The sequence below is a fragment of the Paenibacillus sp. RC84 genome (assembly GCF_041260495.1).
GTDB lineage: Bacteria > Bacillota > Bacilli > Paenibacillales > NBRC-103111 > Paenibacillus_F.
This window is the reverse complement of the sequence record NZ_JBGBYL010000008.1, coordinates 237,667-262,389: the sequence shown is the minus strand read 5'-3', so window position 1 is coordinate 262,389 and position 24,723 is coordinate 237,667. Positions and strand designations below refer to the sequence as shown.

Annotated in this window: 22 protein-coding genes; 8 read left to right on the top strand and 14 right to left on the bottom strand. The window is 55.5% G+C overall.

Going from position 1 to position 24,723, the window contains the following annotated elements:
* Positions 1-122: 122 nt before the first annotated feature.
* The 3 genes from ABH899_RS19350 to ABH899_RS19340 all read right to left on the bottom strand — a co-directional run bounded on the left by ABH899_RS19350 (position 123) and on the right by ABH899_RS19340 (position 3,794).
* Positions 123-2,126 (bottom strand): methyl-accepting chemotaxis protein, encoded by a 2,004-nt coding sequence (locus ABH899_RS19350; protein ID WP_369999524.1) that lies wholly within the window; start codon positions 2,124-2,126, stop codon positions 123-125.
* A gap of 203 nt (positions 2,127-2,329) precedes the next feature.
* A complete protein-coding gene (locus ABH899_RS19345) occupies positions 2,330-2,656 on the bottom strand; it encodes a DMT family transporter (RefSeq protein WP_217560384.1) in 327 nt (108 codons plus the stop codon).
* A gap of 142 nt (positions 2,657-2,798) precedes the next feature.
* Positions 2,799-3,794, bottom strand: coding sequence for a metallophosphoesterase family protein (locus ABH899_RS19340; RefSeq protein ID WP_369999521.1), 996 nt, complete (start codon positions 3,792-3,794; stop codon positions 2,799-2,801).
* A gap of 883 nt (positions 3,795-4,677) precedes the next feature.
* Between ABH899_RS19340 and ABH899_RS19335 the strand changes: the two genes are divergently transcribed.
* Positions 4,678-4,878 (top strand): cold-shock protein, encoded by a 201-nt coding sequence (locus tag ABH899_RS19335; RefSeq protein WP_016423801.1) that lies wholly within the window; start codon positions 4,678-4,680, stop codon positions 4,876-4,878.
* A 128-nt stretch (positions 4,879-5,006) separates the two neighbouring features.
* Entirely contained in the window at positions 5,007-5,213 is a 207-nt protein-coding gene (locus ABH899_RS19330; protein ID WP_009674668.1) for a cold-shock protein, read from the top strand.
* A gap of 125 nt (positions 5,214-5,338) precedes the next feature.
* Here ABH899_RS19330 and ABH899_RS19325 read toward each other — a convergent pair whose 3' ends face one another.
* The 4 genes from ABH899_RS19325 to ABH899_RS19310 all read right to left on the bottom strand — a co-directional run bounded on the left by ABH899_RS19325 (position 5,339) and on the right by ABH899_RS19310 (position 9,022).
* Positions 5,339-6,532, bottom strand: coding sequence for a cytochrome P450 (locus ABH899_RS19325; RefSeq protein WP_369999518.1), 1,194 nt, complete (start codon positions 6,530-6,532; stop codon positions 5,339-5,341).
* A gap of 115 nt (positions 6,533-6,647) precedes the next feature.
* Positions 6,648-7,589: an alpha/beta hydrolase gene (locus ABH899_RS19320; RefSeq protein WP_369999516.1), complete on the bottom strand. Its 942-nt coding sequence runs from the start codon at positions 7,587-7,589 to the stop codon at positions 6,648-6,650.
* Positions 7,590-7,979: 390 nt separating this feature from the next.
* A complete protein-coding gene (locus ABH899_RS19315) occupies positions 7,980-8,531 on the bottom strand; it encodes a DNA-3-methyladenine glycosylase (RefSeq protein WP_369999515.1) in 552 nt (183 codons plus the stop codon).
* A gap of 14 nt (positions 8,532-8,545) precedes the next feature.
* Positions 8,546-9,022, bottom strand: coding sequence for a hypothetical protein (locus ABH899_RS19310; protein WP_369999514.1), 477 nt, complete (start codon positions 9,020-9,022; stop codon positions 8,546-8,548).
* Between the two features lie 177 nt (positions 9,023-9,199).
* Here ABH899_RS19310 and ABH899_RS19305 point away from each other — a divergent pair, with 177 nt between their 5' ends.
* Entirely contained in the window at positions 9,200-9,586 is a 387-nt protein-coding gene (locus ABH899_RS19305) for a DUF4183 domain-containing protein (protein WP_369999512.1), read from the top strand.
* Between the two features lie 22 nt (positions 9,587-9,608).
* Positions 9,609-10,028, top strand: coding sequence for a DUF4183 domain-containing protein (locus tag ABH899_RS19300; RefSeq protein ID WP_369999510.1), 420 nt, complete (start codon positions 9,609-9,611; stop codon positions 10,026-10,028).
* Positions 10,029-10,100: 72 nt separating this feature from the next.
* Here the strand turns inward: ABH899_RS19300 and ABH899_RS19295 are convergent, their stop codons facing one another.
* Positions 10,101-11,006: a polysaccharide deacetylase family protein gene (locus tag ABH899_RS19295; protein ID WP_369999509.1), complete on the bottom strand. Its 906-nt coding sequence runs from the start codon at positions 11,004-11,006 to the stop codon at positions 10,101-10,103.
* A 64-nt stretch (positions 11,007-11,070) separates the two neighbouring features.
* Here ABH899_RS19295 and ABH899_RS19290 point away from each other — a divergent pair, with 64 nt between their 5' ends.
* The gene (locus tag ABH899_RS19290) at positions 11,071-11,652 is read left to right on the top strand and encodes a TetR/AcrR family transcriptional regulator (protein ID WP_016423800.1); all 582 of its coding nucleotides are present in this window, start codon (positions 11,071-11,073) and stop codon (positions 11,650-11,652) included.
* A gap of 62 nt (positions 11,653-11,714) precedes the next feature.
* Complete coding sequence (locus ABH899_RS19285) at positions 11,715-13,598, top strand: alpha/beta fold hydrolase (RefSeq protein WP_369999508.1); 1,884 nt, start codon at positions 11,715-11,717, stop codon at positions 13,596-13,598.
* Positions 13,599-13,713: 115 nt separating this feature from the next.
* On the opposite strand, the gene ABH899_RS19280 is transcribed toward ABH899_RS19285, so the two are convergent.
* From ABH899_RS19280 to ABH899_RS19265, 4 genes are all read right to left on the bottom strand, one after another.
* A complete protein-coding gene (locus tag ABH899_RS19280) occupies positions 13,714-16,830 on the bottom strand; it encodes a hypothetical protein (RefSeq protein WP_369999507.1) in 3,117 nt (1,038 codons plus the stop codon).
* Between the two features lie 274 nt (positions 16,831-17,104).
* Complete coding sequence (locus ABH899_RS19275) at positions 17,105-18,589, bottom strand: arylsulfatase (protein WP_369999505.1); 1,485 nt, start codon at positions 18,587-18,589, stop codon at positions 17,105-17,107.
* Positions 18,590-18,745: 156 nt separating this feature from the next.
* The gene (locus ABH899_RS19270) at positions 18,746-20,551 is read right to left on the bottom strand and encodes a glycoside hydrolase family 35 protein (RefSeq protein ID WP_369999502.1); all 1,806 of its coding nucleotides are present in this window, start codon (positions 20,549-20,551) and stop codon (positions 18,746-18,748) included.
* Between the two features lie 9 nt (positions 20,552-20,560).
* A complete protein-coding gene (locus ABH899_RS19265) occupies positions 20,561-20,908 on the bottom strand; it encodes an ABC transporter permease family protein (protein ID WP_369999500.1) in 348 nt (115 codons plus the stop codon).
* Between the two features lie 846 nt (positions 20,909-21,754).
* Here ABH899_RS19265 and ABH899_RS19260 point away from each other — a divergent pair.
* Positions 21,755-22,075: a hypothetical protein gene (locus ABH899_RS19260; protein ID WP_369999497.1), complete on the top strand. Its 321-nt coding sequence runs from the start codon at positions 21,755-21,757 to the stop codon at positions 22,073-22,075.
* Positions 22,076-22,093: 18 nt separating this feature from the next.
* Here ABH899_RS19260 and ABH899_RS19255 read toward each other — a convergent pair whose 3' ends face one another.
* Together ABH899_RS19255 and ABH899_RS19250 are read right to left on the bottom strand one after the other, a co-directional pair.
* A complete protein-coding gene (locus ABH899_RS19255) occupies positions 22,094-22,399 on the bottom strand; it encodes a hypothetical protein (RefSeq protein ID WP_369999494.1) in 306 nt (101 codons plus the stop codon).
* 148 nt (positions 22,400-22,547) lie between these two features.
* The gene (locus ABH899_RS19250) at positions 22,548-23,309 is read right to left on the bottom strand and encodes a MerR family transcriptional regulator (protein ID WP_369999491.1); all 762 of its coding nucleotides are present in this window, start codon (positions 23,307-23,309) and stop codon (positions 22,548-22,550) included.
* Positions 23,310-23,453: 144 nt separating this feature from the next.
* On the opposite strand from ABH899_RS19250, the gene ABH899_RS19245 reads away from it, so the two are divergent.
* A complete protein-coding gene (locus tag ABH899_RS19245; protein ID WP_369999488.1) occupies positions 23,454-24,683 on the top strand; it encodes a cation:proton antiporter in 1,230 nt (409 codons plus the stop codon).
* Positions 24,684-24,723 lie beyond the last annotated feature (40 nt).

The window sequence follows — 24,723 nt, the reverse complement described above, 5'->3', positions numbered from 1 at the left end:
GGTACGCACTGTTTGGCGTCGCATGACAGCGGTCAATCACACGCAAAAAACCGCCCGGCCACCGTAGAAGCTCGCGCGGTAATTTCGGCAGGCCGTTTCGGCCTGCTTTTTTTTGTAAGGGTCTATTTGATTGTAAAAGCGGAAGCCAGCTTCTGCATCTCTTCCGCCATGGAGCTCAGCGATTCGGCCGACGAGGAAATGTCGTTCATCGAATGAAGCTGCCCGTTCATGCTCTGGGCGACCTGCCGCATCTGATTCAGCGTCTGCTTCGAAATATCGACCATTTCCTGCGAAGAAGCGGACACTTCTTCCGTGCCTGCCGAGATTTCCTGGGTGGCTGCGGACACTTCCTCGATCTGAGCGGACACATCCAGGATGGCCGTCTGAATGGAACGGAACGACTGCTCCATCGCGTTCATCAGGTCCTCGCCCTGGGCCACCTCTTCCAGGCTGCTTTCGATGGACTGCGTGCTTTTGCCCGTTGCGGCGACGATTTCATCCAGTATCTCCTGGATCTCTATGGTAGAATGGCTCGTTTGTTCCGCGAGCTTCTTGACCTCACCCGCCACGACCGCAAAACCCCGGCCATGTTCGCCGGCTCTGGCCGCTTCGATGGACGCGTTAAGGGCAAGCAGATTCGTCTGGCGGGCAATATCGGAAATCGTGCTCGCAATCCTCTGGATTTCCGCGGATTTCTCCTGCAGCGAATAAATCGTACCCGCCGAATCCCGCACGTTGCTGCCTACCACCTTCATCTGGTTCAGCGTCTGTTGAACCGTCTCGCTGCCCCGGTTTACCTCGGAGCGTACGCTGTCCGTCGTTTCGGCCACCTGCGTGGAGGAAGCCGCGATCTTCTGGATACCGATCGCCATCTCCTCCATCGCTTGTGCGGTCTGCTGCGCCGCGTCATGCTGAGTCTCGGCTCCCACGGCGGTGGAATTGGCCGTCTGGGACGTGCGGGATGCGACTCCCGCCGACTCGGCGGAAATGGCCGTCAGCTCTTCGCTGGACGACGCCATATGGTCGATCGCGTTTTTCATCCGGTCCAGAATGGAACTGAAGGAATCCATCATGCCGTTGATGTCCGCGTTGAGCAGGCCCATTTCGTCTTTCCCTTTCACGTCGAGCCTTCCGGTCAGATCGCCGTCAGCGGCTTTGCGCATCATCCCCGAAATATTCATCAGCGGGCGCAAGATGGTGCGGGAAGCGAGGATCGAAATCAGAATAACGAGAAGGACGGAAACCGCGATGATGATGCCCGCCAATGTTTTCGCTTTGGACACCGTGCTGTAGACCTCGGTTTTCGGAGCGCTTATGAACAGCTTCCAGCCGGTCTTCTGCACTTCGGAGTAAGCGACGGCCGCCTCTCCTACCGTCCCGTCGTCGGCGTATAAATAGCCCGTTTTGTCCGAAGAAGCTTCCAGCTTGCTGTCCAGCAACGGCGCGATATCCTTGGCGGACTTTCCGATATCCGCCGCATCCGGGTGCAGAAGAATATTGCGGTTGCCGGACAGCAGGAAGGCATAGCCTTTTTCCCCGAAATGAATCCGCGATACGAGCGAAACGATCTGCTTCGGACTCACAATCGCTTGAATAACCCCGGCATATTCTCCCGTCTTGTCCAGAATCGGCTGGTCGATAATGATAATATCTTCTTTGGAGCCGACATCTTTCAGAATATCCGTGACGGCTAGCTTTTTGGACGATTTCGCGTTTTTAATGTTCTGGAAAGCGGACACGTCCGTTACCCCGCCTTTTGTATCGTGGGAAACGCCTTTGCGGTCGATGTAGGCAAAAAAGAACATCTCCGGATCGCTGTCCTGCAAATATTTCAGATAAGGCAGCACTTCTTTCTCCGAAGACACGGTCGCAAATTCAGGATGGGCCTTTACGAGTCCTTCCACGGCGTTTATTTTCTGTCCCATCCACAAATCGATATCGCCAGCCCCCATTTCCGCCCGTATTCTCATGTTTTCTTCCGTTTGCTTGGAGATGTAGCCATTGGAGTTCGACATCAGGATCAGGGTCGCCGCTATTAAGGGAACCGAGGTAATCACGAGCAAAAGCAGGGAAATCTTGATCCGCAAAGACAAATCGCGGAATTTTAAGGTTAAACCGGGTTTCATCAATTTCACTCCTTGACAGGTTTAATAATCTATGTCTCTCTATCCCACCATTTTCGACAGTATTCTACACGCCTCCTCTCCAATAAGTTCCATGCCTTAAATTTGGATAAAGTTTTCCGGCCGCATACGGTCCGCAGGCATACAAAAAAACGGAAAGCCGTACAGGCCTGCCGTTTCGTAATCAAACTATGATTCGCCCGGTTTCAGGCGTGCCCCTTGTTGGTCAAGTTAAGCAGCGCCACCCCGGCAATAATGAGAATAATGCCGATGACACCGGCCACGCTCAGTTTCTCTCTCCAGACCAGAAAACCGAGGATGGCGGTAAAAGCGGTCCCCACTCCCGACCATATCGCGTAGCTGAGGCCCAGCGGCAATGTTTTGAGCGCCAGGGACAAGCAATAAAACGCCGTTCCGTAGCCGAGAATGACACCCGCGCTCGGGAGCCATTTTGTAAAGCCTTCTGAAGATTTCAGCAGACTGGTCGCAAAAATTTCCCCTATGATGGCAATGGCCAAGTACACATATCCCATTCCAGTCAAACTCCCCTGCTAAATTTATCTAGCCGCTAATCCCCTTCATTATACCGCAAAATCACGCAAAAAATGAAAACCGGCACCAGCCGTATAGGCCGATGCCGGAGCAAAACGGAAAAATTCCGGTCCTCTCTTTCCTTTATTTCCGGACGGGTATTTTAAATTGCGCTTCCGGAATCCACTTCTTGGCGTAAAAATCCCGGCCTTGAATCGATACCCGGTCTTCATATACTTCTACGTACAAGCCTTCGCTTTCCTTGGCGTCCTTAAGTTTTTCTCCCCCTTGACCGTCGGAAGTCCACGGACGTTCCACGGAAGAGGAATTGACCATCGTAAACTTGTCCCTCACGAGGGTGTTCGGCTGCCTAAGCTCCCAATGCGTGTGACCGCTGAAAAAGATCACTTGCGGATACTTCGACAAAATGCTTCTCAGCTCCTCATGCTGGACGACCGGACGCTTGTTGGAAGCCACCGACGTTCCGGCTACCGTTCCGGGAAGCGGCTGATGCAGGAAGACGAAAATCGGCTTCCCCGACTCTTGTCCGTGCCTGGCGAGCGACTGCTCCAGCCAGTTCAGCTGCTCCTCGGAAAGATACGCGTCCTCCATGTTGCCGGGATTGGTCTGCCGATACTGCTCCGAGCCCAGAAATATAAACGGGTATCCCTTAACTTCCTCTTCATAGTAAACCTTCTTCTCCCCGGTAAAAGACAAAAACCTGCCGATGGACGCCGCTTCGGTTTCTTTATTGGGGAAGCTGTTCGGGCTCCAGTTTCCTTTGGCGTTCAGCCAGGCGGAATAAAATTCATGATTGCCGATGGTGGCGAATGTTTTTTGCGGATGCGGAGTGCTCTTCATCAGTTCCTTAAGCCGCGTGTAATCGCGGGCGGAACCGCCGGTCAAATCCCCGTTGATCACCAGAGCGTCGGCACCCGGATTGACCCGGTTGAGATCTTCCAGAGCTTCCGTAAACTTACGCTGGGAATCTTGCTTGGCGGCGTCGACATGCACATCGCTGATCACCGGGAAAGTCAGCACCGGCTTGTCCGCTCTCTCCTGTATCGCACCCGCGGGAACGGTGGAGAGTACGAGCAAACTCGCCGACAACAGAAGCGTCAAACCTGCTTTATTCTTCATACACATTCCCTCCATTTCATCTCAGGACGGGGAGAAAAGGTCAAGTCAGGAGGGGCTGAAACGTTTTACGGCGGAAAAGAAAGAAGCACGTTCAAAAAAGACCGTGCCCCCCATCCGGTTTTGTGCCGACGACGTCTGAACAGCCTTGCTGGAACAGTCCTCGCCGTCTTCTATATCGTGAACAATCTTTCTGTCTGACTCTGGTCCCGGTTCGTTTCTCTTTATTAATCTCTCCAGCCGTCCGACTCGTCCATTCTGTTTAAGGTCTCTCTCCTACGAAACAACAGCGGCAGATCCGCTAAGCTTGTGTCAGGCCTGACCTTTTCTCCCTTATAATTGGAAAAACATAACTTTTATTACCCGCTCGGAATGAAAGGTAAACCCTTCTATTCCGCGGGATGCGAACTTTCCTGCATCCAAATTGTGCCTTTTATGATTATATAGATTCCAGACAAAAAAAGACACCCTTCCGGATGCCTTTCAGAAAAGAATCTTTCCAAGAACCGATTATTGGCGGTCATAATCACTATAAGAGCCGTCCAGATTCAGGGCACGAGCAAGGCTCAAGTTCAGGAAGCCGCCGCTTCCGCGGGTCTCTATAACGACATACGCAGCCTACCTAAATCCAGACCACCGTTTCGGGAAGGAAAACCGGCGCCGACAAGCCGTAGACCGCCAAATATCAGGCTGGTCACCCAGCATTTGGGTCCCCCTAAAGTTGCTATAGAGGAAAATATATGGTAAAATGAGTTATACGTATATTTTTAGTTCTTAGTTCACATATTACAAAGGATATCACGGAATGGGTGCACTTTGTAATGTGTGAACTTTTTTCCTAAAAGGATATGGGTAAATCTTTAAATTTCCGGGAGGTTTTACAAGCATGGAAACAGGAACAGTTAAGTGGTTTAACGCAGAGAAAGGCTTCGGCTTCATTGAAGTTGAAGGCGGCAAAGACGTTTTCGTCCATTTCTCCGCGATCCAAGGCGATGGCTTCAAGTCCCTTGACGAAGGCCAACGCGTCCAATTCGACATCGCTCAAGGCAACCGTGGTCCACAAGCCGAGAACGTTGTAAAACTGTAAGCAACTACACAAACTTATAGAAGGAACTGCCTTTCCTAGGATTAGGCAGTTCTTTTTCATGAACTTCTATAACCTATACGGTCTTGCGTAGACTATAGAGAAGGCCGACTATCTGAAGGAGGGTCACTATGCATTATTCCAAGAAGAACATGGAACCTGTTCCAGAAGAAGAGATCACCGTTTGGGCGTGCAGCCAAGAAAGCTGCGTATGCTGGATGCGGGAAAATTTCTCGTTTAATCAAGTCCCTCTCTGTCCGATTTGCAAATCCGAAATGGTTAAGCAAGTCAAGATGCTTCCTGTGCTTACAAACCACAACCATAACGCCCTGGGTTAACACCGTCCCGTTTCATTAAAATCAGCAAAAAAGCCGAGACCTCACGGTCTGGGCTTTTTTTGCGTTGATGCGCTCATTCGGCTTATCTGCAAGACGGCTCCGCTAGCTGATGCGGCCCGCCCGGCTCAGCGGAGTCGCTTCGTCGGCGTAAACGTGAGCGGCAGGCTGCTCACGCCGTGGACGATAAACCCGCGGGCGGGCGTCAGCGGGTCTTGATCCGCCCGGGCCAGATCCGGCAGGCGCTCCAAGATAGCCTGAAGCGCTACACGCGCTTCCAGGCGGGCCAGCGGAGCGCCGAGGCAGAAGTGCATGCCGTGGCCGAAGGCGATGTGCGGGTTCGATTCGCGCGCGATATCGAACTTGTCGGCATCGGCGAATTTGCCGGCGTCGCGATTCGCCGAGCCCATCCAGGCCACGACACGGCTGCCGGCCGGGATGACCCGGCCGCCGATCTCCACGTCCCGCGCGGCGGTGCGGAACATCGCCTGCAGCGGCGACCGGAAGCGCAGCACTTCCTCGATCGCGGACGGCAGAAGCTCCGGCTGGGCACGCAGCTTCGCCAGCTGATCCGGGTTCTCCAGCAGCGACAGCACGGCGTTGCCGATCAGGTTCGTCGTCGTTTCGTTGCCGGCCACCAGCAGAAGCGCGCAGAAGGAGAGAATATCGCCTTCGGACAAATGCGTGTTGGACTCCTCGGCGGCAAGCAGCGCGCTGACCAGATCGTCCCGGGGCTCTTCGCGGCGGAGGGCGATGATTTTACGGAAATAAGCGTTCATTTCCTCGTGCGCTTGCTGGGATTCGCTATTCGTCGCTCCGACGACGGAGTCTGCCGACGCCACAACCTCATCCGACCAGTGCTTGAACTGCTCGCGGTCCTCGCTCGGGATGCCGAGCATTTCCGCGATGACAATGACGGGAAGCGGGTATGAGAAATCGCGGATCAGATCGATGGCCCCCGTTTCCGACACCTCATCGAGCAGCTCGTGAGTAATCGCGGCAATACGCGATTCCAATGCGGCGACCGCCTTGGGTGTGAACGCCTTGCTCACCAGGGTCCGCAATTGAGTATGCCGGGGAGGGTCCATCGTAATGAGGCTGAATCCGCCTCCCCGGCTCTCCGGCTCCGTCCCTTCCTCAAACTTCGGGCGATGCTCCGAAGAAAATTGGGCATGGTCGAAAAGCACCTGCTTGACGTGTTCATAATCGAAAACGGACCAGATTCCGAGCGGTTCCATAAACATGACCGGCTGATTTTGACGAAGCTGGGCGTACAGAGGATAAGGATTTCTCAAAAAATCGGGCGAAAAGAGCGTACTCATGATTATACCGCCTCCAAATAAGGTTTAAAGAGAGCCACTCGCTCTCCCGAACGGGAATAAGAACGAACCAGCCGGACTTTGCCGGTCTGCTTGCACTTGTTGTCTTCCTATTTGGCTACCGGTTGTCCGTGCCCAAGGCAAGCCGCAGCTGCGAAGCCATTTCATCCAGCGCTTCCTGCGCTGCGGGAACGAATTTATGAAAGTTGGCGAAGCCGTGAATCAGGGTCTCGTAATTCTTGTACACCACTTCGACTCCCGCCCCGATAAGCTTGTCCGCATAAGCCTTGCCGCTGTCCCGCAGCGGGTCGTACTGGGCAGTCACAATCATCGCGGGCGGAAGTCCGCTAAAATCTTTATAGTGAATGGGATAAGCATAAGGATTGCGGATTTCTTCCTCCGTGTTCAAATACTGCTTCGAAAACCATTCCATCATCTCCGCGGTCAACAGGTACCCTTCCTTGTTCTCGCGCAGCGATGCCGGTTCCTTTTCGAGAAAGCCTGCGGCCGGATAACAAAGCAGCTGGTAAACGATCTCCGGTCCGCCCGCTTCCTTCGACTTGATGCAGCTTACGGCCGCGAGCGTTCCTCCGGCGCTGTCGCCGCCGACGGCGATTCGTGCGGGATCGATGCCGAACTCGTCCGGACGGGAAGCGATCCATTGAAGGGCATCGAAAGCGTCGTCCGCCGCCGCCGGGAACTTATTTTCCGGTGCTAAGCGGTAATCCACGGAAATCACCCGGGCATGAACCGAGTTCGCCAAGTTCCGGCAGATGGAGTCATGCGATTCCAAATCTCCGACCACAAAGCCGCCCCCGTGAAAAAAAACGAATGCCGGCCACGGGCCCTGACCTTCAGGCGTATAAATCCGGACGGGAATATCCCGCCCCTTGAGCGGAAGCTTCCGGTCCTCCACCCGTTTGACCTCCTCCACCCCGAAGGTGAAGGCCGCATTCCCCGTACCTTTGCGGAGATCCTCCGGCTTCAGGGCCTCCAAAGACGGCAGCGGGTGTGAATTCATCTGTTTAAGCATCATGGCAATACGCGGTTCCACCGGCATAACACAACTTCCTTTCGAATTAAGCGTTCCCCCTTGAAACGGAAGCTCTATAGAGGGGGACAAAAAGGAACTAGGGTTCAATCGGATACGAAGCTCAGAAATTGGTTTCACTGTGAAATATTTAAACACGAAACATTTCATTTATCTAAATGGTAAATGGCCGGGAACCGAAAGTCAAATTTAGCCGGCTTTCCTAGTTTCTAAAGGGCTTTACATCTTTTGGCGCATACGAAAAACAACCCGCCTCAGTTTGTTCGAGACGGGCTTTTTATATTTCGGCGCGTATACGTTGAAATATGCTTGCCGGATAGAGCGGGGGCTTGGCCGTAAGAATCCGTGTGAAGCAACCGTGCTTCCTTCGTCCCTCCATCCAAGTCTTCACCGGGCGCTTCACTCGGCGACAAAACGCCACGGATAGTCCACCGCCTTGGTGATGCCGATCCTCGGCGTGACGAGAATCGGGCCCGCAGGAGGGGCTCCGGGCTCCAGCGCCAGTCCTTGCGTCGGTTCCGCAAGCAGATCGCAGCCGTTCAGGTCCCGGGTGATCCCGAGGCCCTGCGCCAGCTTGCCGGGACCGTTCAGCAGGTTCCGGTCCGGGGCGCCCCCGCGGTTCCCGCGGATCAGCTCCAGCCCCTCGAGTGGCCTGGCCGCACGCAGCAGCACCGCGCCCACTCCGCCGGGCTCGTGGGCCACGACGTTGATGCACAGGTGCATCCCGTAGATGAGGTACACGTACAGCCGGCCGACCTCGCCGAACATAAGCCGGTTGCGCGGGGTGACGGCCCGGCTGGCATGGCTGGCCGGATCATCGGAGCCTTTGTAGGCTTCCGTTTCCGTAATCGCCACACGAATAAGCCCCGCCTCTGTCTGCCGGACGAGCTCGCATCCGAGCAGCTCTTTCGCTACCGTAACGGTATCGCGTTCCAGAAATGACGCGTCCAATTTTCCGCCCCCTCTTAATTGCCGTATTTCTCCCGCCACGCCGTACTCCAATCCGGATAAGAGACGGAATGGACTTCTTCCAGCGTTTTACCGTCCAGCGACCAGCCTCCGCCGTCCGCACCGTATTGATCCTGAGGAAACGAGGTCCCGCCGAACGGCTGTCCTTCCGTCTCGTACACATAAACGTCGACCTTTCCTTTGGAAAGAGGATGACCTTTGACGACGAATTTCCGGACACGGATCGTTTTGCCCAAATACTGTTCAGGATCTACGGTTTGAAGGCCCCAGTACATCATCCCGGGCAATTGACTGAGTATATTCCTCGTCAGTTCATAGCTTTGGACTTCGCCCTCGTAAGACAAAATGCGGTAGCCTTTGTCCTCCAGATAGCTTTTGGCCAAACTATGTTCCCGCGGGACCTGGACTTCCCTGCCGTCTTGGCATGCCGTCAGCACAAGGAGAATCAGGAGCGCGGCCCATCCAGCTTTCATCGAGTTTCCTCCTTTCAACACTTTATGAACTTGACCGGCATTCTTTTAACGCTGCAAAAGTCAGGCCCGCTGCACGACTGCGGCTCGGGGCCCGGCAGACGCCCGGTTTACGGCAGCCTCCCCTTTGCATATATAAACAGGAAGAAGAGTTTTCCTCAGGGGAAGGAGGCAGGAGCGGTGCGGCTAAAACGGAAGAAACGAATCCGCAAGACGAAACATTCCGGCTCCCTGCGCGTTCTTCAGGCAAAAACGGCCGTTTTTGTCACGTTTTCCGACGGAATCCGGCGCATTTACAGAAACCGCGACCAGGACCCCTCCTACGGCCGGGTACGAATACCGGATCCCCGCACCGTGTCCTACATGAACCTGTTCGTAAACGCGGTCCTCCAGCCGTCCGGCGTCTACCGGGTAAGCCGGGGGAAACTGAGACTCCGCTCGCCTGAATTGCCGGAAAAAGGTGTGCCGATCATGCTGCAATTCGTCACGATTTTGGAAAAGCACTCCCGCGGATACCGGGGGCGAAAGACCGCGACAACCTGCCGTTCACCGCATAAGGTAAGGTAAGCAAGCAAAGAGGTGATCACGCATGCCCCCATCTTTAATCAAACTGTTCGTTGCAGCGAGCAGCGTCATTACGGGAACCGTCACCACGACGGCCGTGAACGACAGCGTCAGACGGTTCGATGCGGTCGTAACCGCGCCGATGATCGACGCGGGCGCAGGCACGACGACGATCCCGGACACAAGCTTCCGGGACGACTCCGGCACTGCCGTGGCCGCAGGCGCACTCCCCGTCCCGCCGGCGGGCGGTTACTATAACCTGTATGCGAACGGAATGCTGCAGGAAGGAGAGCTTTCTACACTGTCCGCGACAAATCTTGTCATCACTACGGCCGCGCTGCTTCCCGGTACGCCCGTTATCGTGGAAATTCACGATTATACCGGCACGACGTCCGCTTCCGCTTCAACGCCGAACCTGACCGTAACGACGACGGTGAACACGTAAACGGCTCCCCCTCTTCAGTGGGAAACATCCGGCCAAGCAGTGCGGCCGCCCTCCGGATAGGGGGAATTTTTTTTAACGGGGCGCCCTCTGCAATCTTTGAAGCTCCGACCAGCCGATGAGACGGATTCCTTCGGCGGCAAGCAGTCCTTTTATTTCGGGATCGCGGAAAAGGCGGAATTCCCACTCGCGCTTTTGCCAATGAGGGTTGATCGCCTTCAATTCCTCGGCAGGCAGAGCCGGATGAAGAATAAACTCCGAGACTCCGGGCTTAAGAGCCTTCAAAAGCCGCATGACGGTTCCCCGGAAGCTCTCGTAGGTCTCCCCTTTTTCCGTATGAAAAGGAAGGCCCAGCAAATAATCCAGAATGACCACGCCTCTGGCATCGGCCTGGGCCGCGCGCAGCCCGGCCATCTTGGCCGCTTCGGCCGGCACCTCCAGTCCCATATCCACGTACCGGGGAATCCGGAAAGGCAGCCCGTAGGCCGCGCAAATGTCAAACACGATGCCGAGAAAATCCCGGCCGGTGCCGAGGCCGTACAAGCTTCCCATGTGATTGTCCAGATGAGTCGGCATAACGCCCATCCGCATCGCCAGCTCGATCTGGCTCACGATTTCCGTCCGCACCTCTTCGGGGTCGGCTCTCCGCTCGAATGACGCGGAATCCGCAGGGAAGTAACCTTCCTGCGTAACGAGCGACGCCACGCTTCCATGCCGGGTAACCGGCCCCCATTTGTAAGGCGCCCATTCGCTCGTAAACGTCAGATGGACGCCCACATCCGTCTGGGGATGGGCCGCCGCCCAATCCGCGGCTTCTTTCGCCCAGCCGCACGGCATCATGACGGTCGCCGACGAGACCGCCCCTTCGGTCAGAAGCTGCGCGATTCCTTCGTTCGCCGCATGACATATGCCGTAATCGTCCGCGTTGACGATAAGCAGTTTTTCATCCGGGCGGTAGCCCAGCGCTTCCGCAAGACTCATCTTTTCCCCTTCTTTCCGAAAGTAAAGATTGACGAACCCACTTTTAGTACTATACAGTAGTAGTATGAAAACGACTAAACGGACTTCCAACCGGGACAAAGCCCTGAATACCGCCGAACACCTTTTTCTGACAAAAGGGTTTCTTCTTACCAGTATGGACGAAATCGTAGCCGAGAGCAAAGTATCCAAAACGAATATCTACTATCATTTTAAAAGCAAGGAGGAGCTTCTCGGGGCCGTTACGGAAAGACTCGTCGGGCGTTACGAGGAGCTTATCCGCGAAGCCGGTTCCCGGAGCGGACTGACTATCCCGCAGAGAATTGCGGCGATCGGCGATCTGCTGATGCGTGGAGAGGACGATTTCCTCGGAGGCTGCCCGTTTCTGACGCTGTACGTACAAACCTCCCGTGAGGCCGGATTTGTCAGGGAGCGGATCGGACGTTTTTTCCGGGAACAGACTGTGTACCTTGAAGCGCTTCTCGCGGAAGGCGTACGCAGCGGAGAGCTAAGAGCAAGTCTGGAGCCGGGTCCTGCGGCCGCACTGATCGTTTCCGGTATAGAAGGCGCGCTTTTCCTCCAGCATGCCAGCCCTGATTCTACTTATATGCAACAAGTGCTTCCCGCTTTAGCCCAGCTGCTAAAGTAATTTTTTTGAGTATTTTTAGTACTAATTAGTAGTATATTTTCAGAAAGCAGAGGTGTTCATGAATGGCGCACATCTTTATTACCGGCGGAACCGGCTTTATCGGCCGTCACGTTCTCCGGGCTTTATCCCTTCCTGGGTCGTGGGCCCCCCACCAGCTTACCGTCCTTGTCCGGTCTCTCACCCGGTTCCATTCTTTCCTGCAAAAGGAGGGACTGGAGCATTCCCCTTCTATCCGTCCCGTGAAAGGCGACCTGTCTCTGCCTTCGCTCGGACTGGACGATACCGGCTTGGAGCTTGCCGGGCAGGCGGATATTCTCTTGCACATGGGCGGGCCCATGGATATCGGGCTCGGGCCAGAGGAGGCCGAAAGTGTGTTTTTTCGCTCCAGCGAAGAGATGGTATCCCTGGCGAAACGGGTCCATCAAAACCGGGGACTGAAGCATTTTATCCATCTGGTGGGCTTCAAGAGCCCTTACCACGAAAAAAACGCCGATCTCCCCGAGCACATCGGGCATCCCGGCGAGCCTCCTTACGAGAACCGGAAGCTGGCCGCAGACCTGTATATCCGCAGGGAGCTGTACCGCGAAGGAATTCCGCTCTCCGTCGTAAATCCCGGCGTCGTGATCGGGGATTCCGCCACCGGCGTCACCGAGCAGACGGGAGGTCTCGGCATTCTCGTCGACTCGGTCCGGCGCGGCCTGATGCCCCTCTCTCCCGGCGGTGCCGGGCACTGGCTACCCTTGGTGCACGCCGACCATTCCGCCGCATTCATCGCAGCGCTGGTCCGGGAAGAAAAGCCCGGGAACGGCACCTATTTTCTGCTGGACGAAAAAAACGGCAGCCCCGATATGCGTGACTTGGCAGGAAGCATCGCCAAAGAAGTGCGTGTCCGGGGACCCTTCGGCGCGATGCCTCTTCCCCTGCTGACCAAGGCTCTGAGGACAAAATGGGGCCGTAAAACCGGCATTCCGGCGGAGTCCATGAATTTTATCGCGGACGGCGATTTCCCTCTTGCCTCCAAGCAAGCCGTGGAGCGGAAGTACAAACTGGTTACGGGGCTGAACAGGGATATCCTGCCCGGCACCATAGCCGATCTGGATTACCGGCTCTCTCACGGGGAGGCGGGACTCCCGGATGCGGGCTTTAAACCGGGCCGTCTGGGCAAGCTCGCCGTATGGTCCCGCCAGGAAGGCGCCGGCATCCCGGTGGTGCTCCTGCACGGGACCTTCAGCGGGGCGTTCCCGCTGCTCCCGGCCGCTTCACGGCTGACCGGCCACCCCGTATACGCCGCCGATTTGCCGGGCTTCGGGCGCTCGCCCTATCACCACGCCTGCGATGTAATCGCCGGTTATGTAGAGGCGGTCACGGGCGCACTGATGGAGCTTGGACAGCCCGTTGTGCTGGCCAGTCACTCCTTCGGAGGGCTTATCGCCGCCAAGGTGATGGAGCAGCTGCCCGGCTATGTCCGCGGAGCGGTGCTTCTGCAGCCGGCCCTTCATGCGGCTCATGCCGGCGTCCCTGCCTGGATCGCGGGCACCTATATGAAGCGGATGACGGAGCGGAAGCTGGTCCGGAAGCTGCTGGAATCCGGAAGTTTTGCGGACGAGGGGGAAATCCCGCAGGAGTACGTGCGCTATGTGCTCCGCGATTTGGCTTCGCCCCGGGTCCGCAAAACGAACGCGGACGTATTCGCCGCCCTCGGTAACGCCGGAGCGTTCGGCCTGAGTCCCGGGAAGTGGGACACGGGCAAAGTCCGCCTCGTCTGGGGAGAGCTGGACCGGCAGTACCGCCTGCCGCAGGCTTTCCGGCATTTGCCCGTAACGCAAATCCTCGCCGGGCACCAGTTCCCGATTTCCCATCCGGACCGGACGGCCGAGTTGATTCTGGAGCATGCGGGACATTGCGGATCTGAGCGGGACGGTAAGGGAACAGTAACCGCTTTTTAGACAATCTCCAGCTTGTCTGTTTTCCTCAAACGGCTTACTGCGCCATGGAGGCAAAGTGCCCCAAACACAAGGATCATAACTTATCCATTCGTTATGATCCTTGTGTTGTTCCCTTCTATTTTGTGAGCGGCGGATTTGTCTGTATTCTAAATTGTGTCGCAGCTTCAACCTTCCCCAAATAAGGTGCGGCGGCGGCCGTGTAGATCGTATTCGTTCCCCCGCTCAATTCCCGCAGGGTAAGCGTACGCCGGAGCACAAGGCCCGGCGGCCTTCCTTGAATCCCTCCGTTATCGTTCCATATCGTTTGAAAGGTATTTAGCGGCAGCTGACAATTGTCCAGAACGACTGAAACTTGAGGATAAGTCCCGATTATGCCGGGGATAGGCTTCCTTACGCCGGAAAAGTGCACAAGAAGTTCAAAAGCGGAATGATTTTCCTGTCCCGGAAGAGGACGCAGCAAAATCAGGGCATCCGTATAAACAATGCCAAGTGATCTCTCAGAAGAGCGGTTAATTTGAAAATCAGCGACAATACGCGGGATGGAAGCCTGGAATTCGGCCACCTGCTGCATTTTTTGAAGAGCGGGGGCCGCTTGCGAACGCAAACTCCTGTATTGACTCTGCAAAGTTCTTACAGGCACGGCTTCCCGAATGGCACGAACCATGTGCTCCGGTGTCAGGGTAATCCCGAGCGGAATTTGCGGATTACCGCCCGGGATCAGAATAAGACCCCCGAGACCGGCATTATTCAGAATTTTATCCAGGGCTTCGCCAAGGCTTTCATCCCCTTTTAAGACTCCGCCTAAGTCGCCTATTGCATCGCCTAAGTCGCCTATTGCATCGCCTAACCCTCCTATTGCATCCCCTAAACCCCCTATGTTCCCGACCCCTCCGCCCAAATCGCCTATACCGCCGTTGCCTAAGCCGCCGATACCGCCGTATCCTGCCGGACCCGTAAAAGCCGGAGCACTGAGCGGGCCAGGAAGTTTAATCGGCACTTTAATACTTAGGTTCAGATTTAGATTTGAACGCTGGAGCTGCTGCAAAATCTCTTGATACAGATAATCCGTGAAAGCGGGGAAGTTCCCTTGACCCGTCATCGTATCCAGTACCTTTTTGGGATCTAAGGTTACTTTACTGAGTCCGTTCATGATCGGATCTAATACCGCATCGGGATGCAAACTATTGACGGCGGCGTCTATCCCGCCCGCTATAAGGGATTGAATGCGTGGAGGTAAATTGCTTATTGCTCGACCGACGAGTTCGCGGATAATACGTCTGAGGGGCTCTGTTAGTACGGTCCGAATATAATTTCGGAGGGCTTCCCAGGCTTCGTTGAGAATACGGCCAAATTTATCGATCAGGTCCCGGAGGTCCTGCAGGAGAACTTCAAGGAAAGCTTGAAGCACGACTGCGATAATTTTTGAAGTAAATGTCGTTGCTCTAGTCAAAAGGATGTTCAGCAATGTATTTGCGACATCCGACAGATTGTCGGCTCTCGGCGTCCAATCCGTCTTCCGCAGATTCTGAACAAACGAAGCCGTAGATCCGGCATCTATCGGGGTAAAAATAACAAGCATCTGATCGAATGCCCGCTGCGGTATAAAATCCGCTAACTGAACAGCCGCCTCTCTGAATCCTGCCTGCAAAGGCCGGATGAGATAACGGTTAGTTGGCCCGGTCAGTTCAAGCAGATTCACGACAGCAGGGCTGGACAATTGATTGGCCGCGCCATTTAGCAGTCCGCCGAGCTGCCCCTGGATATGCATGGTAATCCCGTTAAATATACGGACAAGACTTCTTCCGACAACGGCCAGCAGCGCGGAGGAAAGCGCCTCTCGGACGAATGTCCGATCATAACCGCCTTGATTCATAACATAGGGAAGTCCGACACTGGCCGCAATCTCTAGAGCGGGAATCAGACCGTTCTGTAAAATAACGCCCATTTCCCTGCTGCCCGAAGCGACTTGCTGAATAGCTTGTTTAAAAGCCGGTGTGTTCAGCTGCTGCCCTGCATAGGCTTGGAGTCCGGAGGTTAGTCCCGCTAAGAGGCCCGACGGGTTCGTATTGCTGCCGGTGTAAGCAAAGATTGCTCCTGCGCTTGTTTGCGGATTGCCCGGAAAAGCGGTTTGGAAGATGTTCAGGATGAGACGCGTTTCTTCCGATTGGGAAAGCAGTGTTTGAAGCGGCTTGCCGGTTAAGTAGGCTATCAAATCCGTTTGGGAAAGCGGTGTGCCCGGGCTTCGGCCTAATTGAGTATTTACGTCATTCGCTATGTTTGGCGGCACTTGAACTTCCAAGGGTCCGCTGAATGGATAGGGAGACACCTTACTCTCCATATGTTTGTTTAACGACGTTAATAGATGATTGGCGATCCATTGTACGGTGCTGTTCGAACCTGTTTCCAGAAAACGTTTCAGCAGCCACCGCTGCCCTTCCAGGATAATGATCGCGACACTCCGTTCACCGGCCTGTTCTCTTGGCAGCTCACCGATTTCATAAGCAAGCCGCGCCCCGATGATTACAGGTGCTTCGAGAGAACGGATCATAGCGTATTGTTCCGAGGACATACTCTGACCGGCCAAAGCAATCATTTTGATGACAGCGGCTTCTGCGTAACGATTAATAAGCCTGCGCGGATTATCAAAATTTACCTCAACGAAAGCACGGTACCCGCCGCCCACCTTAAAGCCGTAACCCGCTTCGAAAATATACTGGAACCCGGGTTTGCCGAATCCGTCGTTGCCCAGAAAAGTTCCTGAGGCTATGAGATTGGCATAGGCCATTATTGCAACAGCCGCTTGGGCATGCATCTCTCCTTGTATCGTAATTTCCCCCAGAAGAAGCTGGAACAGCTCCATCGGAGCCCCCTTCATATCGGGCAATCCTCCGACGGCGTCCGTAAGATCTCTGACAGACATCCTTGGCCGCAGTCCAATTCCCGCAGCAAGACGGGCAATGGCTTGAAGCCGTACCGCTAATCCGGCCTCTTCGAATAAATCCAGCGGTGCTTGCGCTTGTGCGCGGAAGGTTACTTCACCACCAACTTGAGCAAACACAGGCACGTTCTTCATTTTGGCGACGAACGTTTCCGCAGCGCCCACGTTTAAGTTCACACCCCTCCGAAAGGTAGCGGAGTATTTGACTTTCTGGCTGCCTTTTACTTGGTCCCATGGAATAAAGGAACCGGATTGATCGCTAAAGATTTGCCGGTTGGGTTGATTCTCTGGCAATAGTGACCACTCCTTTCTAGTTTCGATCATTCCAGTATATGGGAATTGAAATCATTCATGTTTCCAAGTGCGTGCCGGGTTTGACCTCAGGTTACTAGGACAAAAAGACGAACATCCTCTTTGCCCGTCACAAAATACAACCTTTACCCTAGAACTGTTCCAGAACGACCTACTATGTAAATCATCCGTCCAGTAAATAATCAATCCGCTAACGACAAAACCCCTGCATCCGCACGTCAGTGGGCTGCAGGGGTTAAAAGGAAGGATGACGGCGTCATCCTTCCGCAGGGATTTGGCCGGCCCCGGTCAAATGGTCCAGCACCGTCTTCGGCGTCCGGCCGGGGATCAGCCTGCCGCCTTCGCTGTAGCCTTCCTCCCGGCCTTCCAGCTCGGCGGCAAGCCGGGCCCGCCAGTGCTCCAGACGCCCGGCATACTCGTCGTCCCCCGTCAGGTCGGTGATCTCGCCGGGATCGGCGCAAAGATCAAACAGCTGTTCCCGGCCGCTTTGGGAGAACCAAATGTACTTCTCACGTCCGTCGGTCATGTAATGCGTCGACAACGCGCCGTATTCATGCTCCCCGTGAATGGCATCCCGCCAGGGGACCTTGAGGCCCCGGCTCAGCGGAAGCAGACTGCAGCCGTCCACGCCCGGGGGAATCGGAGCTTCCGCCGCATGAAGCAGGGTCGGCATCAGATCGCGCAGCTCGACGACCTCGTCCACCCGGCTGCCCCGGCTGATGCCGGTAAAGCCTCCGGGATCGGAGACAATGAGCGGCACCTTCGCGCTTCCTTCGTACGGAAGCGCCTTCCGGAACAGGTGGTGGTCTCCGAGCAGTTCCCCGTGGTCCGACGTGAATACGATCAGCGTATTGTTCAGCACGCCGTATTCGTCCATCGCGCCGAAAAACCGGCCGAGCTGATGATCGATATGCGTGATCAGCGCGTAGTAAGCGGCGCGCGCCTTTTTCAGCCGGTTAGCGGGCACCCGGCCGCGGGCGGTCACGGGATTCAGACCGCTCAGGTCTTCATCATCCCGTTCCGCCCATTCCCCCACGACGGGACCCGGCAAATCCATGCCGTCGTACAGATCCAGATACGCCTGCGGAGGGTCGAACGGCGGGTGAGGCCGCACGAACGACATCCACAGGAAGAAGGGCTTGCGCGGATCGCGTCTGCGCAGAAAGTCGATCGACTGCGTCACGACCCAGTTGGTCGGATGCAGCGCTTCTGGCAGATGCCAGGGTCTCGCCACCGTCGAGGCGTTGCAGTCCAGCCCGAGATCGGTCAGATCCGCATCGGCTCCCGCCCTTCGGCGCAGCCACGGCAAATAATCGTCGCAGTGGTCGAACGACTCCGTCACCAAATTCCGGTCCTTGTACCGGTTGTGGTGGAGATAGCCGTCGTGCAGCACGATGTTGTGAAACCCGCACAAATTCCGGGCGGGATACACGTGCATCTTGCCGACGCACTGCGTGTGATAACCGGCCTTGGCCAGCTCGCCCGCTGCGGTGTGCTCGTAGTCCCACGGCACGCAGTCCTCGTAGCCGACCCTTCCATGGGAGGCCTGGCTTTTGCCCGTCATGATGGCGGCCCGGGCGGGAACGCAGCTCGGCGTCGCCGTGTAGGCGTTGCGGAACAGCGCGCCGCCACGCGCGAGCTGATCCAGGTTCGGCGTTTCGATCACCGGATTCCCGAGAATGCTGAGACAGTCTGCCCGCATCTGATCGACGGTGATGAACAAAATATTCGGCTGCTGCATAAGGAACACGCTCCTTCACCTGTTTGTGTGCGGGAGGCCGCCAAACCTCGTCTAAACGAGCAGCCTCCGTGCCAAGCTATATCCCGGCGCATGCACCGCATAATGGCATGCATGCGTCTAAAAACGGAGCGCGGACTATTCATCCGCGCCCCTCCTTTACTCTCCCGTGAAATTCAAGATGCTCTGATCCACGGCGGCCTCCGTTCCCAAATCCGGCTTGTCTTCCAGCCGGACGGAAAGCCGCTTCGTGCCGTGAAGCTCGAACAGGACGATCTCGTTCGTCCCTTTGCGTAGCAGAGGCCCCGGCACATACAGCGATTTCTGCGGGCCGCGCTCCCAGTAGCGTCCCAGGTTGAAGCCGTTGACGTACGCAACGCCCTTGGTCCATCCCTCCAGCCGGAGGAACGTGTCGGCCGCCTCCTCCGCTTCGAAGAAGCCCTGGTAGAACGCAGGCCTCTCACCTGCCGCGTCCGCGTCTTCCGGCCCTGCGGCCGTCCCGAACTCAAGCCCGTCCAGCGAATCCAGCGGAAGCGGATAAATGTCCCAGCCGTACTGGAACTGGTTATCGAGCCGCACGCCTTCCGTAATTCCCTTATGGTCGCGAAGCAGCGGGCCGTAGTTGACGCGACCCATATTCTCGACGAGAATATCCAGGCGCGCTCCTCCGGCCGGTACATCAAGCTTGAGCGGCCGGACGTCCCACCGCTCGACGGCGCCGATATAGCTGCCGTCCAGGAACACCTGGGCGCGGTCGCGCACGTCCTGGATATGCAGCTCCTGTCCCCGGCGCGGGCCGGTCACGTGCGTCGAGTACAGAATAAAGCCGTAATTCTGGCCCAGCTTCTCCATCGGTTCCGGCGTTACCCGCCGGACCGGCTGCGACAGCTTACCCAGCTGCGCAAACAATTCAGCGCTCCCGGTCATCTTAACCTCTCCGTAGCTCCTCACCGGAAGCGGCTCAGGCAGCGCGCTGCCCGATTCGCCTTCGTGCTTGGAGATGACTTTACGGAACGCTTCGTACTTCGCAGTCAAATCCCCCCGCTCCGTCAAGGGCGCGTCATAGTCGTAGCTCGTCACCGTAGGCTCGTACGTCTTAATGTGGTTGGCCCCGCTGTAGAAGCCGAAGTTCGTCCCCCCGTGGAACATATAAAAGTTGACGGAAGCGCCGGCGCCGAGCATGTCGTCCAGCACCCGGGCGGCGTCTTCTCCGTCGCGCGTATGGTGTTCTTCCATCCAATGATCGAACCAACCGTTCCAGAACTCCATGCACATGAGCGGTTCATCCGGCCGGTATTCCCTGAACTTGGCGAACGATTCTTCCGGTCTGGAGCCGAAATTCACCGTGGCGAGCACGTCCGGCAGCGTTCCGCCCTGCAGCATCTCGTCGGTCGGCCCGTCCGAGGTGAACAGAAGCACGTCGATGCCCCGGGCGATCATGCCGTCCCGCAGATAGCCCAAATACGCCTTGTCATTGCCGTAGCTGCCGTATTCGTTCTCCACCTGCATGGCAATGATCGGGCCTCCGTTCGTGCACAGAAGCGGAACGAACTTCGGCAGCAGCACGTCATAGTAGGCGTCGACCTTCGCCAGAAACTTCGGATCGGAGCAGCGCAGCTGCATCTCCGAGTCCTTGAGAAGCCAGGCCGGCAGACCCCCGAACTCCCATTCGGCGCAAATATACGGACTCGGCCGCACGATCACATGGAGGCCCAGTTCCCCGGCAAGCTCCACGAAAGCGATAACGTCCGCAATTCCGCCGAAATCGAATGTCCCTTCCTCCGGTTCGTGAACGTTCCACGCCACGTAAGTTTCGACCGTATTGCAGCCGCAGGCTTTCATCTTCAGCAGCCGGTCGCGCCAATATTCCGGCACGACCCGGAAATAGTGAACAGCCCCGGAAATAATCCGGAGCGGTTTATCGTTTAAGAGAAATTGGCTGCCCTGCACTTTAAAGCTTGTCATTGGCTTTATCTATCCTTTCAAGCCGCCCACATTGATGCCGGCGGTTATTTTACGCTGCATAAGAGCGTACAGCACGAGCGTCGGAATCATTACAATGACGAGGCCCGCGAACAAAGCGCCCCAGTCGGTCGCATAACGCTGCACTTCCATCAGGTAAGCGATGCCGAGCGTGAGCGTTCTTTTGCCTTCCGTCGTAATAAACGAAAGCGCCATAATGTACTCGTTCCAATAGGACATGAAGTTGAAAATCGTGAATGGGGTGGTCGTAGCCGAATAAGCGAGCACGAGTCCGAGCAGGCTGTCGAGCAGATGAATTTTGCCCAGCAGCATAAACAGCGGAACGATTTTAAACGCCACTGGAAGAACAGAGCGACCATGTACAGCTTTTTCATCCGGCGGAACATTTTGAAATCGCAGCGTGCGATCACATAAGCGGCCATAAAAGACAGCGTAATGCAGATCGCCATCGACAGAACGGTTACGATCACCGAATTGAGAAAATAGGAGCCGATACTCGCTTCTTTGAAGGCGTTCACATAATTGTCCCACTTGAAGCTTTTCGGCAAAGACCAGGGATTGTCGTAAAATTCGTTCGTCGATTTGAAAGAAGTGGGCACCGTCCACACAAGCGGATACAGAACGATGACGCTTTAAATTAACACTACCACCCGCGCAGGCACATTGGAAAGAAATGTTTTCAGTTTCATGTCAGCCGCCCCCCTAATATTGAACCGAATCGTGGCTCATCCATTTATCGCTAATTAAGGACAAGGCCACGTAATTAGCAGCATAAACACTCACCTCCGTTCCCTTTTACCATACTGAATATCCCCCCGCTTGAACATGAACAGAAATGACCGATGTCTGCACTTTTTTTACTTGTTTTCGAGGCAGCCAAAAGAAGCTCTGCGGCAGAGCTTCTTTTTACACGGTTCATGTACGGCGCGCACATTCCGTCCGGCTATTAGGTCGGGAACCCCGCCAACCCGTCCGATTTTGGAACACCTGCGCCTGGGGAACATATGCTATAAAATAATGGCTTGCGGGATAAGGGTGAAAAAAATGGACAATGAAGACGGTAAACGTATTGTCACGTTTATAGTCGTGATTATTATAGTCTCCGCCTTTATAGCGGGGTTCGGAAAAGGAGAGGGTGGAGGTGTGCCCAGCACGGTTATAGTATAAAACGGATGGTGACGATCCATGAAAAGAGGGAATGGGGCTAACGGCGGGAACGCCAGCGTACTCGGCAGCAGAAACGGAAACGGCAATAAAAACGGCAGCCAAGCCGGCAGCGGCAAGAAGAAAAAAGAACGCAGGCTTACCCCGCAGCAGCTTGCGGTCGTGGTCGGACTGCTTACGAATTCCCTCGACGTGTTATCCGTGCTGATAGACAAGGATCAGAGAATTGAAATCGTGCTGGAGGGCTCGATCCGGAGAAAAACCGAAGCGGACCGGGTTGCGGAGGAGCTTGAGAACATCAGTGTCGCAGAGCTCATAGAAGCGTTAATACGGAGAGGTTGAGACTGTGGGTATGGCGCTTTAATCAAGGAGCCTAAACCGCTCCAACTGGTCGTGAATACCTTCTTTCAGTAAGATTTCTTTCTGCTTGGGGCCGATCAGGTCAAAATGCGGAAACGGGGCCCGGTTATGAATATACCGGGGATTCAGCCCGTGGGAGATGCACCAGTCGGACAAGCGGTCGAGGTCGGAACAGCCGACTTTCGTGACCGTCGTGATTCCGGGAAAGCGCGGCTCCAGCCAGTAATGCGTCAGGTAAGCGATGTCTCCCCGGGAAACCGCCGCTTTCCAGCGCTGCAGTTCCTCTCTTTTCACTCCAAAAGCCACCGGTTCTCCCCCTTTCCGGGTAGGATGATGTCATGCGTTTAAAGCGGCTATAAGCGCCGGGCGCGTGCCGCCAACCAAGAAACTAATTATACCGCAAAAAACCGCCGGGCAACATACGCCCGGCGGTTGTTGGCAATACGTTGCGCCGTTATTGGGCCGCCGCCCATGATTCGGCGGCGGCGCGCAAATAATAAGCCAAACCGGTCTGCTGGCTCTCCAGCATCTGCCGGTGAAAATCGTCTTCCATAAAAAACTTCGCCTGGTTGACGTAGTCTTGAGGCCCGAATGCGTGCCCCGCTTTGTTCAGGAACTCCAGATGGTCCCGGAGCAGCGTCCGCACGTCTTCGTGATCGAACTTCACCCCGTTTTTGAGGGCATCGGCCATCCCGTCCGTAAACCGCTTTGCCTCCGCAGCCTGTTCATTCAACGCCTCCACGTCGATCGTTTCTTTCTCCAGAAGATCGTACCCGTACGTTTCTTTCAAATACTCGTTCTGCTCCGTCAGCGCCTCTTTCCATTCCTCTTCTCTTCCGAATCCCTTGAACATGTCTGCCATTTCCATTCTTTCTCCCTCCGAGGCGTACCGGATGGACTGCCGCAGCGTGAGGAGAAGCTGTTCCAGCCTTACCTTCCGCGCCGTAAGCAGCTCCTCCTGCTCCGATAAAACAGCCGTCCGCTGCGGCTTTTCTTCCAGCACCCTCCTGATTTTTTCCAGCGGTACATCCAGTTCCCGATAAAACAAAATCTCCTGCAGGCGCTGAAGCTCCTCCATCCCGTACAGCCGGTAGCCCGCTTCACTGATCTCCCGGGGCGGAAGAAGACCGATTTTGTGGTAATGATGCAGGGTCTTTACCGTTACACCCGACACTCGCGCGGTTTCCTTGACGGTCAAGAGCTTGTCGCTGAGCATGGTATTCCTCCTTTCCTGTCAAAGTCTAAAGGCTCCTCCAAGAGGAGGGTCAAGATGAATCCGCAAAAAAATTTATACATTTTACCGGTAAGCGGGTATTAGTAGGGGATACTGTTCAAAAAGGAAAGGGAGTCGCACCGTCCCATGCACCATTTTAACGAAATTTTCATTCAAATTCTTATCCTGCTTGCGGTTTCCATGGCTGTCATTGCCATCGCAAAAAAAATAAACCAGCCCTATTCGATCGCGCTAGTCCTTACGGGCCTGCTGCTCGGCCTTGTCCGCGTTCCGTTCCTGGAAGCCGCAGAAGCTTTTATTACGCAATCTCATATGTTCCAGGCGATTATCATCTCCCTGTTCCTGCCGATTCTGCTGGGAGACGCGACTCTTAAGCTGCCCTTCTCCCATTTAAAAGAACAAAGCAGCCCCGTTCTCGCTCTGGCTTTCGGCGGTACGCTGCTGTCGTTTCTGCTGATCGCTTTCGCTTCTTATTACCTGCTCGGGCTTCCCCTGGTCGTGGCGTTTACTTTCGGCGCTTTAATGAGCGCGACGGACCCAATCAGCGTCATCTCGATTTTCAAGTCTCTGGGGGTTCCCAAGCAGGTCGTGACGATTATCGAAGGGGAATCGCTGTTTAACGACGGAATCGCCGTCGTGCTGTTTCAAATCTCTTCGGTGTACCTGCTGTCCTACCTCGAAATGGGCTGGGCCGGTGCGGGGAGCGGTCTGCTTCTGTTCCTTCAGTTTGCACTCGGCGGCATGGCTGTAGGCGCGATACTCGGCGTCGTATTCTCCCAGCTTATCCGGTTTTACGACGACTACCCGCTGGAAATTGCCTTCTCCATGCTGCTTTTCTTCGGAAGTTATTTCATCGCGGAACATTTCCATGTATCCGGGGTGATCGCGGTCGTTGTCAGCGGCCTTATTTTCGGAAGCTATGGAGCCAAAATCGGCATGTCGGACAAGACGTTCATGAACATCCATTCCTTCTGGGATGTGATCACGCTCATCGCGAACTCGCTTATTTTCCTCATGATCGGACTCGAAATCCGGAACATAAATTTCGCCGATAAATGGGGCATGATTGCCGCCGCGATTATCCTCGTCCTTCTCGGCCGAACGGTTGCCCTCTATGCCAGCGTCTTCTTCCTCAAAGATTTTCCAAGAGCCTGGAAAACCGTGCTGAACTGGGGCGGATTAAAAGGAAGCTTGTCCATCGCGCTCGCCTTAAGTCTCCCGCAAGACTTCGAAGGAGGGGAAGACGTGCTCGTGCTTACTTTCAGTATCGTCCTCTTCTCTCTTCTCGTCCAGGGACTGACCATCAGGCCCCTTGTCGTCAAGCTGGGACTGGGCCGGCAGAAGAATCCGTCCTGACGCGGCGGACGCCGGATCATGCGCCTTTAGCTAATTAGAA

Bases quoted from the DNA above. Each gene is read 5' to 3' on its own strand.
- ABH899_RS19270 (WP_369999502.1), bottom strand. From the start codon at position 20,551: ATGACAAGCTTTAAAGTGCAGGGCAGCCAATTTCTCTTAAACGATAAA.
- ABH899_RS19275 (WP_369999505.1), bottom strand. From the start codon at position 18,589: ATGCAGCAGCCGAATATTTTGTTCATCACCGTCGATCAGATGCGGGCA.
- ABH899_RS19260 (WP_369999497.1), top strand. From the start codon at position 21,755: ATGAAAAGAGGGAATGGGGCTAACGGCGGGAACGCCAGCGTACTCGGC.
- ABH899_RS19330 (WP_009674668.1), top strand. From the start codon at position 5,007: ATGCATTATTCCAAGAAGAACATGGAACCTGTTCCAGAAGAAGAGATC.
- ABH899_RS19250 (WP_369999491.1), bottom strand. From the start codon at position 23,309: ATGCTCAGCGACAAGCTCTTGACCGTCAAGGAAACCGCGCGAGTGTCG.
- ABH899_RS19340 (WP_369999521.1), bottom strand. From the start codon at position 3,794: ATGAAGAATAAAGCAGGTTTGACGCTTCTGTTGTCGGCGAGTTTGCTC.
- ABH899_RS19295 (WP_369999509.1), bottom strand. From the start codon at position 11,006: ATGAGTCTTGCGGAAGCGCTGGGCTACCGCCCGGATGAAAAACTGCTT.
- ABH899_RS19245 (WP_369999488.1), top strand. From the start codon at position 23,454: ATGCACCATTTTAACGAAATTTTCATTCAAATTCTTATCCTGCTTGCG.
- ABH899_RS19320 (WP_369999516.1), bottom strand. From the start codon at position 7,589: ATGCCGGTGGAACCGCGTATTGCCATGATGCTTAAACAGATGAATTCA.
- ABH899_RS19310 (WP_369999514.1), bottom strand. From the start codon at position 9,022: ATGAAAGCTGGATGGGCCGCGCTCCTGATTCTCCTTGTGCTGACGGCA.
- ABH899_RS19285 (WP_369999508.1), top strand. From the start codon at position 11,715: ATGGCGCACATCTTTATTACCGGCGGAACCGGCTTTATCGGCCGTCAC.
- ABH899_RS19300 (WP_369999510.1), top strand. From the start codon at position 9,609: ATGCCCCCATCTTTAATCAAACTGTTCGTTGCAGCGAGCAGCGTCATT.
- ABH899_RS19350 (WP_369999524.1), bottom strand. From the start codon at position 2,126: ATGAAACCCGGTTTAACCTTAAAATTCCGCGATTTGTCTTTGCGGATC.
- ABH899_RS19325 (WP_369999518.1), bottom strand. From the start codon at position 6,532: ATGAGTACGCTCTTTTCGCCCGATTTTTTGAGAAATCCTTATCCTCTG.
- ABH899_RS19335 (WP_016423801.1), top strand. From the start codon at position 4,678: ATGGAAACAGGAACAGTTAAGTGGTTTAACGCAGAGAAAGGCTTCGGC.
- ABH899_RS19345 (WP_217560384.1), bottom strand. From the start codon at position 2,656: ATGGGATATGTGTACTTGGCCATTGCCATCATAGGGGAAATTTTTGCG.
- ABH899_RS19290 (WP_016423800.1), top strand. From the start codon at position 11,071: ATGAAAACGACTAAACGGACTTCCAACCGGGACAAAGCCCTGAATACC.